The organism is Streptomyces sp. enrichment culture (assembly GCF_964272895.1).
Taxonomy (GTDB): Bacteria; Actinomycetota; Actinomycetes; order Streptomycetales; family Streptomycetaceae; genus Streptomyces.
Genome location: NZ_OZ186832.1, coordinates 5,535,661 through 5,550,000, shown reverse-complemented (window position 1 = coordinate 5,550,000; position 14,340 = coordinate 5,535,661). Strand labels below are relative to the sequence as shown.

The window sequence follows — 14,340 nt, the reverse complement described above, 5'->3', positions numbered from 1 at the left end:
TCGATGAGGTCGACGGCGATGCCGTCCTCCGCGATGACGATCCGGTCGTGTGGGACGCCGGTCAGGGCGCCCAGCTCGGCGTTGGCGCGCAGGTGGCGCCATTCGCCGTGGACCGGCATCAGGTTCTTCGGGCGGCAGATGTTGTAGAAGTACAGCAGCTCGCCCGCGGAGGCGTGGCCCGAGACGTGGACCTTGGCGTTGCCCTTGTGGACGACGTTGGCGCCCCAGCGGGTCAGGCCGTTGATCACGCGGTAGACCGCGTTCTCGTTGCCGGGGATGAGCGAGGACGCCAGGATCACCGTGTCGCCCTCGACGATACGGATCTGGTGGTCGCGGTTGGCCATCCTCGACAGCGCGGCCATCGGTTCGCCCTGGGAACCGGTGCAGACCAGGACCACCTCGTGGTCCGGGAGGTCGTCCAGCGTCCTGACGTCGACCACCAGGCCGGCCGGGACCTTCAGATAGCCGAGGTCGCGGGCGATGCCCATGTTGCGGACCATGGAGCGGCCGACGAAGGCGACGCGGCGGCCGTACTCGTGGGCGGCGTCCAGGATCTGCTGGATGCGGTGGACGTGGCTGGCGAAGCTGGCCACGATGATGCGCTTGCGGGCGCCCGCGAAGACCTGGCGCAGGACGTTGGAGATGTCCCGCTCGTGCGGGGTGAAGCCCGGCACTTCCGCGTTCGTGGAGTCCGACAGCAGGAGGTCGATGCCCTCCTCGCTGAGGCGGGCGAAGGCGTGCAGGTCCGTGAGGCGGTTGTCCAGCGGGAGCTGGTCCATCTTGAAGTCGCCGGTGTGGACCGCCATACCCGCGGGGGTGCGGATGGCGACGGCCAGGGCGTCCGGGATGGAGTGGTTGACCGCGACGAACTCGCAGTCGAAGGGGCCGATGCGCTCGCGGTGTCCCTCCGCCACCTCCAGGGTGTACGGGCGGATGCGGTGCTCCTGGAGCTTGGCCTCGATCAGGGCGAGGGTCAGCTTGGAGCCGATCAGCGGGATGTCCGGCTTCTCGCGGAGCAGGAAGGGGACGCCGCCGATGTGGTCCTCGTGGCCGTGGGTGAGGACGATGCCCTCGATGTCGTCGAGACGGTCACGGATGGACGAGAAGTCCGGCAGGATCAGGTCGATTCCGGGCTGCTCCTCCTCGGGGAAGAGCACTCCGCAGTCGACGATCAGCAGGCGGCCGCCGTACTCGAAGACCGTCATGTTGCGGCCGATCTCGCCGAGGCCGCCGAGCGGGGTGACCCGCAGGCCGCCCTCGGGGAGCGGCGGGGGCGGGCCCAGTTCAGGGTGCGGATGACTCAAAAGACTCTCCTCACCACGCGCGCCACGTACCGGTCGGGCACGTGGCGCAGCGTGACGTTCGTGCAGTAGCAGTTGTTGTGGGGTGCGGGCACCGGTGGCCCGCTATTCAGTTGTGAAGCCTGTGCGCGCGCCGGGGCGGCGCGAAGTCCGTTGTCAGAGCTGTACCCCGCCGGCGGCAAGATCGATCTTGAGCTGGGCCACCTCTTCCGGCGAGCACTCGACCATGGGGGCGCGCAGCGGTCCGGCGGGCAGGCCCTGGAGGGCGAGCGCGGCCTTGGTGGTCATGACGCCCTGGGTGCGGAACATGCCGGTGTAGACGGGGAGCAGCTTCTGGTGGATCTCCGTGGCCTTCTGGACGTCGCCGGAGACGAAGGCGTCGACGAGGGCCCGCAGGTCGGGGGTGACCACGTGGCCGACGACGGAGACGAAGCCGACCGCGCCGACGGAGAGCAGCGGGAGGTTCAGCATGTCGTCGCCGGAGTACCAGGCGAGGCCGGAGCGGGCGATGGCCCAGCTCGCGCGGCCGAGGTCGCCCTTGGCGTCCTTGTTGGCGACGATCCGGGGGTGCTCGGCGAGGCGGACGAGGGTCTCGGTCTCGATCGGGACGCCGCTGCGGCCGGGGATGTCGTAGAGCATGACCGGCAGCCCGGTGGCGTCGGCGACGGCCGAGAAGTGCCGGTACAGGCCCTCCTGCGGGGGCTTGTTGTAGTACGGCGTGACGACGAGGAGGCCGTGGGCGCCGGTTCGCTCGGCGGCGCGGGCCAGCTCGATGCTGTGGTGGGTGTCGTTGGTGCCGACGCCTGCCACGATGTGGGCGCGGTCGCCGACCGCCTCCAGTACGGCTCGTACGAGGTCCGATTTCTCCGCGTCGCTGGTGGTGGGCGACTCGCCGGTGGTCCCGTTGATGATCAGGCCGTCGTTGCCTGCGTCCACCAGGTGGGTGGCGAGCCGCTGTGCGCCGTCGAGGTCGAGTGCGCCGTCCGCCGTGAAAGGCGTGACCATGGCGGTGAGGACCCGCCCGAAGGGGGTCTGCGGAGTGGAGGTCGGAGCCATGGGTTACACGCTACTCGTTGCTCAAGGCGCGGTCTGCCCTCGGGGGGACGGATAAGTCAGGACAAATGCGGAGCCCGGCACTGCCTGCTCGGGGGTTCAAGCAGTGCCGGGTCCGTTTGATCAGGCTAGATGAACTTCTCCAAATGCCGCAATACGGACACTTCGCGCGGCTGATCCGTACATCTGTCCCGGATGGTGAAACGGGTGTGCGCTACGGGGCGACGCGACCGTTGGCGTTGAAGGCGGCGTGGGTCAGCGGCATGAGCTTCGCCCACTCGGCTTCCATCTTCTCGCCGACCATCTCGATCTCCCGCTGCGGGAAGGACGGCACCTTGGCGAGCTCGTGCTGGGTGCGCAGGCCGATGAAGTGCATCAGGGAGCGGGCGTTGCAGGTGGCGTACATCGAGGAGAACAGGCCGACGGGCAGGACCGCACGGGCGACCTCGCGGGCGACGCCGGCGGCGAGCATCTCCTGGTACGTCCGGTACGCCCGGCGGTAGGAGTCCTCCATCGCCTCGGTCGTGAGCTTGTACTGCTCGGGGGTGCCCTGCACGAACTGGTACTTGCCCGGCCGGCCCTCCTGGACCAGCTTGCGCGTGGTGTCCGGCACGTAGAAGACGGGCTGCAGCTCCCGGTAGCGGCCCGATTCCTCGTTGTAGGACCAGCCGACGCGGTGCCGCATGAACTCGCGGAAGACGAAGATCGGGGCGCTGACGAGGAACGTCATGGAGTTGTGCTCGAACGGGCTGCCGTGGCGGTCCCGCATGAGGAAGTTGATCAGTCCCTTCGAACGCTCCGGGTCCTTCTGCAGCTCGTCCAGGGACTGCTCCCCGAGCGTGGAGACGCGGGCGGCGAACAGGACGTCGGTGTCGGCCGCGCTGTGCTTCACCAACTCCACGCTGACATCGCTGCGGAACTCGATCTGGAAGTCGTCCTCGGGGATCACGGTAGGTGGGGCCTTTCCCGTCTCGTGGTGTGGCGACGCCACTCTACCCACCGGGAGGCGGGCACCTTTGAGGCGGTTCGTTCGTCTCTACGGATGAGAAAGATCCGTTCTGTCTCCGAAGGGAGAGGTACACCTGATGTCCGGTCAGGACAGGTTCAGCAGCAATGTCGCTCCCCCTGTGCGCGAGCGGGCGTCCGTCGGCCAGATAGCCGGGCGCTGGCTGCTGGGGGCCACCATCGTCGGCGCGCTGGTGGGTGCGCTGGTCCTCGGGATGCCGGCGCTGTCCGTGGAGCAGTCCGCCGGGACACAGCAGTCGCAGGCGGCACAGGCGCGCTGACTCCATCGGACCCCCGAAGGTGGTGACAGGGGACACAGGTCGATAGCCTCACCGGGCACAGCAACTGCGTGGAGCGAGTGAGGACCAGCCGTGCCCCTGCCCTTCCTGACGGCCGACCGTGCTTTCGAGGTTGCGGACGATGTCGCGCTGCCCTTCGACGACCGTGACCGCTGGCGGCGCCCCTACCGGCCGGGCCCGTGGCGGGTCGGTGCGGCCGCGGTGGCGCTGCTGCTGGCCTCGTATGTGCTGTTCGCCGCCGTCGTCATCGCCCTGACCGGCACCTTCGGGGGTGCGGGGGTCGTCTTCGGGCTCGCGCTGGTGATCATCGCGGGGGCGTTGCGGCTGCTGCGCGTGGGGGTCTGGGTGAGCGCGCGGGGACTGCGCCAGGTGGGCTTCTTCGTGACGCGTACGGTCGGCTGGGAGCAGGTCACGGCGCTGCGCACGGTCCAGCAGCCGGTGCGCTGGCTCGGGCTGCCGCGCACGGTGCAGGGGCAGGCGCTGGTGCTGGAGCGCAGCGACCGGGGCGGCTCCGAGCCGCCTGCGCTGCTGACCACCCACAGCGCGGACTTCCTCGGGCGTTTCGAGGCGTTCGACCGGGCGGCGGACACGGTGGAGACCTGGGGCGCGGAGTACGGACGGTCCTGAGAGCGGCCGACCGGCGGTCGCGGCGGTCGCGGCGGTCGAGACGGGCGTGCGAAGGGGCCGGCCCGCGGTGGATGCGGGCCGGCCCCTTCGGCGTACCGGTGCCCTCGTCGGACGGTGGGCGCGGGCGGTCAGACCCGGGCCGGGCGGCCGTCGTGGAGGGCGATGGCGCGTTGCATGGCCTTGCGGGCGCGCGGGGTGTCGCGGGCGTCGTGGTAGGCGACGGCGAGACGGAACCAGGTGCGCCAGTCGTCGGGGGCGGCTTCCGTCTCGGCCTTGCGGCGGGCGAAGACCTCGTCGGCGGAGTCACGGTCGATACGGCCGCTGGGCAGCCGCCTGAGCTCGTCGACCGGCAGGCCGCCCTCCGCGTCCAGCTCGGCGGCGAGGGCGTTGGCCCTGCGGACGAACTGGGTGTTCTTCCACAGGAACCACAGGCCGATGACCGGCAGGATCAGCACCGCCACCCCGAAGGCGACGGCGATCGGCGTGCCGGTCCCGATGAGCATGACGCCACGGCTGCCGACCAGGACGAAGTAGACGACCAGGACGGCGGCCGTTATGGCGTAGGTGATCTTCGCGCGCATGTCGTGCGGTCCTTCGGGTCAGCCCAGGTCCAGGAAGTGCTCCAGGCCGAAGGTGAGGCCCGGAGTCGTCACCACCCGGCGGGCGCCGAGCAGGATGCCCGGCATGAAGCTGCTGTGATGCAGGGAGTCGTGGCGGACGGTGAGGGTCTCGCCCTCGCCGCCGAGCAGGACCTCCTGGTGGGCCAGCAGGCCGCGCAGACGGACGGAGTGGACGGGGACGCCGTCGACGTCCGCGCCGCGGGCGCCGTCCAGGGCGGTCTCCGTGGCGTCCGGCGCCGGGGCGGTGCCCGCCGCGCGGCGGGCCTCGGCGATGAGCTGGGCGGTGCGGGTGGCGGTGCCGGAGGGGGCGTCGACCTTCTTCGGGTGGTGCAGTTCGACGACCTCGACGGACTCGAAGTACGGCGCGGCGATCTGCGCGAACTTCATGGTCAGGACGGCGCCGATGGAGAAGTTGGGCGCGATCAGCACGCCGGTCTGCGGAGAGGCGGCCAGCCAGTCCTTGAGCTGCGCGAGGCGCTCGTCGGTCCAGCCGGTCGTACCGACGACGGCGTGGATGCCGTGGCCGACGCAGTACTCGAGGTTGGCCAGCACCGAGTCGGGCGTGGTGAGTTCGACGGCGACCTGGGCGCCGGTCTCCGCCAGGGTCTCCAGCTTGTCGCCGCGGCCGAGGGCGGCGACCAGCTCCATGTCCTCGGCGGCCTCGACCGCCCGTACCGCCTCGGAGCCGATCCGGCCCTTGGCGCCGAGGACCGCCACGCGCAGCTTGCTCATCTCAGTTGCTTCCTTACGTCTGTTCCGAAGCGGTACGGGGGTGTGCTCAGGGGAGGCGTCAGGCCACGACGTCGTGCAGCCGGGCCGCCTGCTTGTCCTTGAGCGGGCCGATGACCGACAGCGAGGGCCGCTGTCCCAGGATCTCGCCGGCCACCTCGCGGACGTCGTCCGGGGTCACCGCCGCTATCCGGGCGAGCATGTCGTCGACCGACATCTGCTCGCCCCAGCACAGCTCGCTCTTGCCGATGCGGTTCATCAGGGCGCCGGTGTCCTCCAGGCCGAGGACGGTGGAGCCGCGCAGCTGGCCGATGGCGCGGTCGATCTCGTCGTCGGTCAGGCCGTGCCGGGCGACGTGGTCGAGTTCGTCGCGGCAGATCTTCAGCACGTCGTGCACCTGGGAGGGGCGGCAGCCGGCGTAGACGCCGAACAGGCCGCAGTCGGCGAAGCCGGAGGTGTACGAGTACACGCTGTAGGCCAGGCCGCGCTTCTCGCGGACCTCCTGGAACAGGCGGGAGGACATGCCGCCGCCGAGCGCGGTGTTGAGCACGCCGAGGGCCCAGCGGCGGTCGTCGGTGCGGGCCAGGCCCGGCATGCCGAGGACCACGTGCGCCTGCTCGGTCTTGCGGCCCAGCAGCTCGACGCGGCCCGCGGTGCGGATGGTGCGCCGGCCGTCGCGCGGGGCGATGGGCTGGGCGGCCGGGTCCTTGAGGGCGCCGGCCTTCTCGAAGGCGGCGCGGACCTGGCGTACGACCTTGTTGTGGTCGATGTTGCCGGCGCAGGCCACGACCAGGTGGGTGGGGTCGTAGTGCTTCTTGTAGAAGCGGCGGATGCGGTCGGCGGTCAGGGCGTTGACGGTGTCGACGGTGCCGAGGACCGGGCGGCCGAGGGAGTTGTCGCCGAACATGGTGTGCGCGAACAGGTCGTGCACACAGTCGCCCGGATCGTCCTCGGTCATGGCGATCTCTTCGAGGATGGCGCCGCGCTCCACGTCGACGTCCTCCTCGCGGATCAGGGAGCCGGTCAGCATGTCGCAGACCACGTCGATGGCGAGCGGCAGGTCGGCGTCGAGCACGCGCGCGTAGTAGCACGTGTACTCCTTGGCCGTGAACGCGTTCATCTCGCCGCCGACCGCGTCGAGGGCTGAGGAGATGTCCAGGGCGCTGCGCCTGGCGGTGCCCTTGAAGAGCAGATGCTCCAGGTAGTGCGTGGCGCCGTTCAGCGCGCGGGTCTCGTCGCGGGAGCCGACGTGGGCCCAGATGCCGAAGGTGGCGGAGCGGACCGAGGGCAGGGTCTCGGTGACGATGCGCAGGCCGCCCGGGAGAGTGGTCTTGCGGACGGTGCCGATGCCGTTGGTGCCCTTGATCAGGGTTTGGGTACGGGCGACGGCCCGCGCCTCCGAAGAGGTGCGGGCCGTCGCCTGGGAGCTACTCGACGTCACTTGTCGGCGTCGTCCTTGTCAGCCTCGGAGCCTTCCTCGCCCTCGATCACGGGGATCAGGGAGAGCTTGCCGCGCGAGTCGATCTCGGCGATCTCGACCTGGACCTTCTGGCCCACGCCGAGCACGTCCTCGACGTTCTCCACGCGCTTGCCGCCGGCCAGCTTGCGGATCTGCGAGATGTGCAGCAGACCGTCCTTGCCGGGCAGCAGGGAGACGAACGCGCCGAAGGTGGTCGTCTTCACGACCGTGCCCAGGTAGCGCTCGCCGACCTCGGGCATCGTCGGGTTGGCGATGCCGTTGATCGTGGCGCGGGCGGCCTCGGCGGACGGGCCGTCGGCGGCACCGATGTAGATGGTGCCGTCGTCCTCGATCGTGATCTCGGCGCCCGTGTCCTCCTGGATCTGGTTGATCATCTTGCCCTTGGGGCCGATGACCTCACCGATCTTGTCGACCGGGATCTTCACGGTGATGATCCGCGGCGCGTTCGGGGACATCTCGTCGGGCCGGTCGATGGCCTCCATCATCACGTCGAGGATGTGGAGACGCGCGTCGCGGGCCTGCTTGAGGGCCGCGGCGAGCACGGAGGCCGGGATGCCGTCCAGCTTGGTGTCCAGCTGGAGGGCGGTCACGAACTCCTTCGTGCCGGCGACCTTGAAGTCCATGTCACCGAAGGCGTCCTCCGCACCGAGGATGTCGGTGAGGGTGACGTAGTGGACCTCGCCGTCGATCTCCTGAGAGATCAGACCCATGGCGATACCGGCGACCGGGGCCTTCAGCGGCACACCGGCGTTCAGCAGCGACATGGTGGAGGCGCAGACCGAGCCCATGGACGTCGAGCCGTTGGAGCCGAGGGCCTCGGACACCTGACGGATCGCGTACGGGAACTCCTCGCGCGTCGGCAGCACCGGCACGAGCGCGCGCTCGGCGAGGGCGCCGTGGCCGATCTCGCGGCGCTTCGGGGAGCCGACGCGGCCGGTCTCACCGGTGGAGTACGGCGGGAAGTTGTAGTTGTGCATGTAGCGCTTGCGGGTCACCGGGGAGAGGGTGTCCAGCTGCTGCTCCATGCGGAGCATGTTGAGGGTGGTGACGCCCAGGATCTGGGTCTCGCCACGCTCGAACAGCGCGGAACCGTGCACGCGCGGGATGGCCTCGACCTCGGCGGCGAGCGTACGGATGTCCGTCACGCCACGGCCGTCGATGCGCTTCTTCTCCTTGATCACGCGCTCGCGGACCAGCTGCTTGGTGAGCGAGCGGTACGCGGCGGAGATCTCCTTCTCGCGGCCCTCGAACTCCGGCAGGAGCTTCTCGGCGGCGAGCGCCTTGACGCGGTCCAGCTCGGACTCGCGCTCCTGCTTGCCGGCGATGGTGAGCGCCTGGGCGAGCTCGGGCTTGACCGCGGCGGTCAGCGCCTCGAACACGTCGTCCTGGTAGTCCAGGAAGATCGGGAACTCGGCGGTCGGCTTGGCGGCCTTCGCGGCGAGGTCGGCCTGGGCCTTGCAGAGCACCTTGATGAAGGGCTTCGCGGCGTCCAGACCGGCGGCGACGATCTCCTCGGTCGGCGCCTCGGCGCCGCCCTCGACCAGCTTGATGGTCTGCTCGGTGGCCTCGGCCTCGACCATCATGATCGCGACGTCGCCGTCCTCCAGGGTGCGGCCCGCGACGACCATGTCGAAGACGGCGTCCTCGAGCTCGGTGTGCGTCGGGAACGCCACCCACTGACCGCGGATCAGCGCGACGCGGACGCCGCCGATCGGGCCGGAGAAGGGCAGACCGGCCAGCTGCGTGGACGCGGAGGCGGCGTTGATCGCCACGACGTCGTACAGGTGGTCGGGGTTGAGCGCCATGATCGTGGCGACGACCTGGATCTCGTTGCGCAGGCCCTTCTTGAAGGACGGGCGCAGCGGGCGGTCGATCAGACGGCAGGTGAGGATCGCGTCCTCGGAGGGCCGGCCCTCGCGGCGGAAGAAGCTGCCGGGGATCTTGCCGGCGGCGTACATCCGCTCCTCGACGTCCACCGTCAGGGGGAAGAAGTCGAGCTGGTCCTTGGGCTGCTTGGAGGCGGTGGTGGCCGACAGCACCATGGTGTCGTCGTCCAGGTACGCCACGGCGGAGCCGGCGGCCTGCTTGGCCAGGCGGCCCGTCTCGAAGCGGATGGTGCGGGTGCCGAAGGAGCCGTTGTCGATGACGGCCTCGGCGTAGTGGGTCTCGTTCTCCACTAGCAATTTCTCCTCGTCTTCGTCCCGGTGCTGCCCGTGTGGCAGGGGGACGATGGTGGAGAAGCGCTCCGTCGGTGCGGGCCGGTCTTCGATCGAAGCACCCGGGGCTCGCTTCCCCCCGGGGGCCACTACCGAGGACCGGCGGCGGCTAGGTGCGCTTCTCCTCTTCTTCTTGTCGTGCTGTGTCGTACGTATTGCGTTGTGCTACCACACTACAAAGGGGCAGTGACAGTGCGCACGTTCCCGCACGTACGGCAAGGGTTCCCGCACATACGGCAAACATTTCCGCACGTACGGCAAAGGGAGCGGTCCCGATCTTCCCGGGAACCGCTCCCTTCAGGGCGTCTTACTTGGCGCCCGCCGCACCGCGGCGGATACCGAGGCGGTCGACCAGCGCACGGAAGCGCTGGATGTCCTTCTTCGCCAGGTACTGCAGCAGGCGGCGACGCTGACCGACCAGGATCAGCAGACCACGACGGGAGTGGTGGTCGTGCTTGTGGGCCTTCAGGTGCTCCGTCAGGTCGGAGATCCGACGCGACAGCAGAGCGACCTGGACCTCGGGGGAGCCGGTGTCACCCTCCTTGGTACCGAACTCGGCGATGATCTGCTTCTTCGTAGCGGCGTCGAGCGACACGCGTACTCCTCAATAGTCCTTGAGTGGCCACCGAGTGCCCCCGGTCTTCGTCTCGGGGGAGCTTCCACAACTCGGGAGGCGGGGATCCGCTGGGCGCGGCCTCCAGAGCGGCCTTCAAGGGCTCCGGGGGTGCGTACACAAACGGCCGTCACCCAGAGTACCAGCAGGCGGCGGGGCTTTCGGCCGGGGGTCCGGAACCCGCTCCGCGCGCGCGTGTGCGGCCACTAGGGTGACCTGCGGGATCGTTGGCACGTCGGGAAGGGGTCGCGTCGGTATGGCGGAGACGGCAGAGGAGATCAAGGCCCGCAAGGAGCGGGAGCGCGACGAACTGTACGCGCTGGACATCTCCGGGGTGGAGTGGCACTGCGCGCCGGGCACCGAGGAGCACGAGGAGCGCGTGGAGATCGCGTATCTGCCGGGCGGGGCGGTGGCCATGCGGTCCTCGCTCGACCACGGCACCGTGCTGCGCTACACGGAGGCCGAGTGGCGTGCCTTCGTGCTGGGGGCGCGGGACGGGGAGTTCGACCTGGAGCCGGCGCCGGGCGAGAACGGCTGAGGGCTGCAGGTACACGGGACGGGGCGGGGGCCGGGCCCCCGCCCCGTCGGCTTTCCCGCGACGGGGGCGGGGCATGCCCTTCGGGGGTGTACCGGGCCTGCCGGGGCGCGGCACGCGGTGACTAGGCTGGGTCCGGGCGTGGCGCCGGACCCGTGGACCGGGCGTCGGCGCCCAGGGGGAGAGCCGGTGGATCGGACGACCTCGGAAACGACCTCGAACGGCATCGGAAGACGAGACATGGTCGCCCCGGCACGGCATACGGGTGTCCGACCACACCAGGAGGAACTGTGAGCAGCGATCGGGACGGGATCCGCGGGGGCTGGGCGACGCCCGGCGACGACCAGCCCGACGCGGAGTCCGCCGTCGAGACGACGGGCGAGTTCACCATCGACTACGCGCCGCCCGCCTGGTACACGCAGAACGCGTCGGGGGGTGCGCGGGAGGAATCGGCACCGGGGGGTGCCGGGGGCTCGGGGCAGGACGACGGGGGGTCGGGTGCTGAGGGCGCCGGGGGTGCGAGCGCTGCGGGCGGCTCCGGCAGCGCGGAGACCTCGGGCGCCTCGGGGAGCTCTGCGGCGGCGGTGTCGTCGGGGGGTGGCTCCGGGGCCGGGTTCGGGGCGGGGGCCGTGCCTCCGATTCCGCCGGTTCCGGGGGCGCCGTTCACTCCGCCGGCGCCGGCCGCGCCTGCGCCTGGGGCTCCTTTTACGCCGCCCGCTCCGGCGCCGGGGGCTCCTTTCACGCCGCCGGCTCCCGCGCCGGGGGCTCCTTTCACGCCGCCCGCTCCCGCGCCGGGGGCTCCTTTCACGCCGCCCGCTCCCGCGCCGGGGGCCTCTTTCACGCCGCCCGCTCCCGCGCCCGGCGCGGCCTTCACTCCGCCCGCCGTTCCGGTGGCGCCGCCCCCGCCGACGGGGAGCCCGATCGCCGTGCCCAAGCTGCCGGTCGGGAGCGGGTTCGAGCCGCAGCGGCCGCGGGAGGACGCCGGTGAGGAGACCGCCGCCGGTTCCCCGTCGCCGGCGGAGGGCGCCGGCAGCGGTGACCTGGAGAGCGGTGCGACCATGCGCTTCTCCGCCGCCGCGCTGAAGCGGGAGATCGCGGAGCGGGCCGAGCAGGGCAGCGCCGACGCCGTCTCCGAGGTCGCCGAGGAGGAGTCCTCGGCGGAGAGCGTGGCGGACGGCAGCCTCTCGTACGGCGGCATCGGCGGCGCCTCCGCCGACGAGACCGGCGGAACGGACGAGGCCGAGGGCGTCGACGACGACGTGGACTCCGCCGCGTCCGAGGACACCGAGGCCACGGCTGCCGAGGAAGCCGAGGAGTCCGAGGAATCCGAGGAATCCGAGGAGGAGCCGGTCGCCGAGGTGGACGGTGACACGGACGTCGACGCGGACGGTGACGCGGACCGTGACGCGGACGGCGAGATCGAGGACGCCGTTCCCGACGACGAGGCCGCCGAAAGCAGCGCTGCTCCGGCCGACGAGGAGCCCGAGGACGCCGAGCCGGCGGACGCCGCCATAGAGGACGACGAGCCGTCGGACGCCGTCCCCGCGGACGCGCAGCCCGCCGACGCCGTACCCGCGGACGCGCAGCCCGCCGACGCCGTACCGGCCGACGCGACGCCCCAGGACGCCGAGCCGCAGGACGCCAAGCAGCAGGACGCCGAGCCTCGGGACGCCGAGCCCCAGGACGCCGTACCGCCCGCCCTCCCCGGCATCAGGCCGCCCGAGTGGGCACCCACCGCCTCGCAGGACGCCCCCTCGCCGGTGACGCCCCCGGCGTACCAGCCCTCGGCGCCCGCCCCGGCGGCCCAGTGGCCAGCGCAGCCGTCGGTGCCGCCGGCGCCCGCGCAGCCGCAGCCCCAGCCGGCCGCCGCCACGCCGGACCAGCCCGCCGTACCGGCCCAGCAGCCGTCGTTCCAGCCGCAGGCGCCGCAGCCCGCGCCCGCCGCCTGGAACCAGCCGCCCGCGCCCGGCGCCCCGCAGCCTCAGCCGCAGCCCGGCTACGGCTTCCCGCAGCAGCCCACGCCCGCCCCCCAGCCCGGCTACGGCTTCCCGCAGCCCGGCACCCCGGCGCCCCAGGCACACCAGCCGGCCCCGCAGGCGCCCGCGCAGCCGACGCCGCCCTCCCCCGCCGGCCCGCAGCACAGCGGCTACGGCTTCCCGCAGCAGCCCGCGCCCGCGCCCCAGGCCGGTTACGGCTTCCCGCAGCCCGGTGCTCCGCTGCCGAACGCCCAGGCGCAGCCCGGCGGTTACGGCTTCCCGCAGCAGGCGCCCCACGCAACCCCCGCCCCGCAGGCCCCGGTTCCCCCGCAGGCCCAGCCGCCGCACCAGCCGGAAGCCGGACAGCCGCAGACGCCGGGAGCCGCCCAGCCGCAGGCCCCGGCGCCGCAGCCCCACGCCCCGCAGGAGCAACCGCAGGCCCAGCAGCAGCCCCAGCCCAACCCGCAGAACCCGCAGGCCCCGCAGGCCCCGCACCAGCAGGCGCCGCACGCCCAGCACCCCCTGCCCCCGCAGGCCCCCCACGCCCCCGTCGACCCCCGTGCCGGTGCCGCCTGGCCTCAGCCCATCCAGCACGACCAGCGGCAGCCGACCAACCCCGGTGCCGCGCCGCTGGGTTACACCGCGGCCGTGGAGCTGTCCTCGGACCGGCTGCTCAACAACAAGAAGCAGAAGGCGAAGAGCGGCCGCCCGGCCGCCGCGCCCTCGCGGTTCAAGATCGGCGGGAAGAAGGAGGAGGCCGAGCGGCAGCGGAAGCTGCAGCTGATCCGTACGCCGGTGCTGTCCTGCTACCGGATCGCGGTCATCAGCCTCAAGGGCGGTGTCGGCAAGACGACCACCACCACCGCGCTCGGCGCCACGCTCGCCAGTGAGCGGCAGGACAAGATCCTGGCGATCGACGCCAACCCGGACGCCGGTACGCTGGGCCGCCGTGTGCGGCGCGAGACCGGGGCGACCATCCGGGACCTGGTCCAGGCGATCCCGTACCTCAACTCGTACATGGACATCCGGCGGTTCACCTCGCAGGCGCCCTCCGGTCTGGAGATCATCGCCAACGACGTGGACCCGGCCGTGTCCACGACGTTCAACGACGAGGACTACCGGCGCGCGATCGATGTGCTCGGCAAGCAGTACCCGATCATCCTCACGGACTCCGGCACCGGTCTGCTCTACAGCGCCATGCGCGGGGTGCTGGACCTCGCCGACCAGCTCATCATCATCTCCACGCCGTCCGTGGACGGTGCCTCCAGCGCGAGCACCACGCTGGACTGGCTGTCCGCGCACGGGTACTCCGACCTGGTGTCGCGGTCCCTCACCGTCATCTCCGGGGTCCGCGAGACCGGCAAGATGATCAAGGTCGAGGACATCGTGCAGCACTTCGAGACCCGCTGCCGGGGCGTCGTGGTGGTGCCGTTCGACGAGCATCTGGCCGCCGGTGCCGAGGTCGACCTCGACATGATGCGGCCGAAGGTGCGGGAGGCGTACTTCAACCTCGCCGCGCTGGTCGCCGAGGACTTCACCCGGCACCAGCAGATGCACGGCCTGTGGACCAGCGACGGCAACCCGCCGCCGGTCGCCGCCCCGCCGCTGCCGGGCCAGCCCCTGCCGGGTCAGCACTCCCCGCAGCAGGCCGGTCAGCCCTACCCGCAGCAGCCCGCTCAGCCGTATCCGCCCCAGGCGCCGCAGCCTCAGCCGCAGCCCGGCCAGCCGTACCCGACCCAGCAGCCGCAGGCACCGCAGCCGCACGCACCGCAGCCGGGCCAGCCGTACGCCCAGCCCTACCCGCCGCAGCAGCCCGGTCAGCCGGGGCAGCCCTACCCGCCGCAGCAGCCGTACCCGCCGCAGCAGTAGCCGCCGCAACGCAAGGG

At 71.6% G+C, this 14,340-nt stretch carries 12 protein-coding genes (1 of these 12 only partly in view); 4 read left to right on the top strand and 8 right to left on the bottom strand.

The window, feature by feature from the left end; all coding sequences use genetic code 11:
* From ACSU6M_RS25125 to thyX, 3 genes are all read right to left on the bottom strand, one after another.
* On the bottom strand, positions 1–1,304 hold the 5' portion of the coding sequence (locus ACSU6M_RS25125; RefSeq protein WP_437072493.1) for a ribonuclease J. 382 nt of this gene lie to the left of the window's left edge; only the first 1,304 of its 1,686 coding nucleotides appear in the window; the start codon lies at positions 1,302–1,304; the stop codon falls past the left edge of the window.
* 153 nt (positions 1,305–1,457) lie between these two features.
* The gene (gene dapA, locus ACSU6M_RS25120; protein WP_437072491.1) at positions 1,458–2,357 is read right to left on the bottom strand and encodes a 4-hydroxy-tetrahydrodipicolinate synthase; all 900 of its coding nucleotides are present in this window, start codon (positions 2,355–2,357) and stop codon (positions 1,458–1,460) included.
* 211 nt (positions 2,358–2,568) lie between these two features.
* Positions 2,569–3,303 (bottom strand): FAD-dependent thymidylate synthase, encoded by a 735-nt coding sequence (gene thyX, locus ACSU6M_RS25115; protein ID WP_437072489.1) that lies wholly within the window; start codon positions 3,301–3,303, stop codon positions 2,569–2,571.
* A 136-nt stretch (positions 3,304–3,439) separates the two neighbouring features.
* Between thyX and ACSU6M_RS25110 the strand changes: the two genes are divergently transcribed.
* Both ACSU6M_RS25110 and ACSU6M_RS25105 read left to right on the top strand, forming a co-directional pair.
* On the top strand, positions 3,440–3,640 hold the full coding sequence (locus ACSU6M_RS25110; protein WP_437072488.1) for a hypothetical protein: 201 nt from the start codon (positions 3,440–3,442) through the stop codon (positions 3,638–3,640).
* Positions 3,641–3,730: 90 nt separating this feature from the next.
* Complete coding sequence (locus ACSU6M_RS25105) at positions 3,731–4,285, top strand: hypothetical protein (protein ID WP_437072487.1); 555 nt, start codon at positions 3,731–3,733, stop codon at positions 4,283–4,285.
* Between the two features lie 128 nt (positions 4,286–4,413).
* Here ACSU6M_RS25105 and ACSU6M_RS25100 read toward each other — a convergent pair whose 3' ends face one another.
* The 5 genes from ACSU6M_RS25100 to rpsO form a co-directional block, all read right to left on the bottom strand.
* The gene (locus ACSU6M_RS25100; protein WP_437072486.1) at positions 4,414–4,866 is read right to left on the bottom strand and encodes a hypothetical protein; all 453 of its coding nucleotides are present in this window, start codon (positions 4,864–4,866) and stop codon (positions 4,414–4,416) included.
* Positions 4,867–4,884: 18 nt separating this feature from the next.
* Positions 4,885–5,637 carry a 4-hydroxy-tetrahydrodipicolinate reductase gene (gene dapB / locus ACSU6M_RS25095; RefSeq protein WP_437072485.1) on the bottom strand — a complete coding sequence of 251 codons (753 nt, stop codon included), beginning with the start codon at positions 5,635–5,637 and terminating at the stop codon, positions 4,885–4,887.
* Positions 5,638–5,695: 58 nt separating this feature from the next.
* A complete protein-coding gene (locus ACSU6M_RS25090) occupies positions 5,696–7,075 on the bottom strand; it encodes a M16 family metallopeptidase (protein WP_437072483.1) in 1,380 nt (459 codons plus the stop codon).
* Positions 7,072–9,291, bottom strand: coding sequence for a polyribonucleotide nucleotidyltransferase (locus ACSU6M_RS25085; protein ID WP_437072481.1), 2,220 nt, complete (start codon positions 9,289–9,291; stop codon positions 7,072–7,074). The genes ACSU6M_RS25090 and ACSU6M_RS25085 overlap by 4 nt, the downstream gene beginning before the upstream one ends.
* Before the next feature lie 346 nt (positions 9,292–9,637).
* Complete coding sequence (gene rpsO, locus ACSU6M_RS25080; RefSeq protein WP_437072480.1) at positions 9,638–9,925, bottom strand: 30S ribosomal protein S15; 288 nt, start codon at positions 9,923–9,925, stop codon at positions 9,638–9,640.
* A 274-nt stretch (positions 9,926–10,199) separates the two neighbouring features.
* Here rpsO and ACSU6M_RS25075 point away from each other — a divergent pair, with 274 nt between their 5' ends.
* Together ACSU6M_RS25075 and ACSU6M_RS25070 are read left to right on the top strand one after the other, a co-directional pair.
* Positions 10,200–10,481, top strand: coding sequence for a DUF397 domain-containing protein (locus tag ACSU6M_RS25075; protein ID WP_437072478.1), 282 nt, complete (start codon positions 10,200–10,202; stop codon positions 10,479–10,481).
* A 287-nt stretch (positions 10,482–10,768) separates the two neighbouring features.
* Positions 10,769–14,323 carry an SCO5717 family growth-regulating ATPase gene (locus ACSU6M_RS25070; protein WP_437072477.1) on the top strand — a complete coding sequence of 1,185 codons (3,555 nt, stop codon included), beginning with the start codon at positions 10,769–10,771 and terminating at the stop codon, positions 14,321–14,323.
* Positions 14,324–14,340 lie beyond the last annotated feature (17 nt).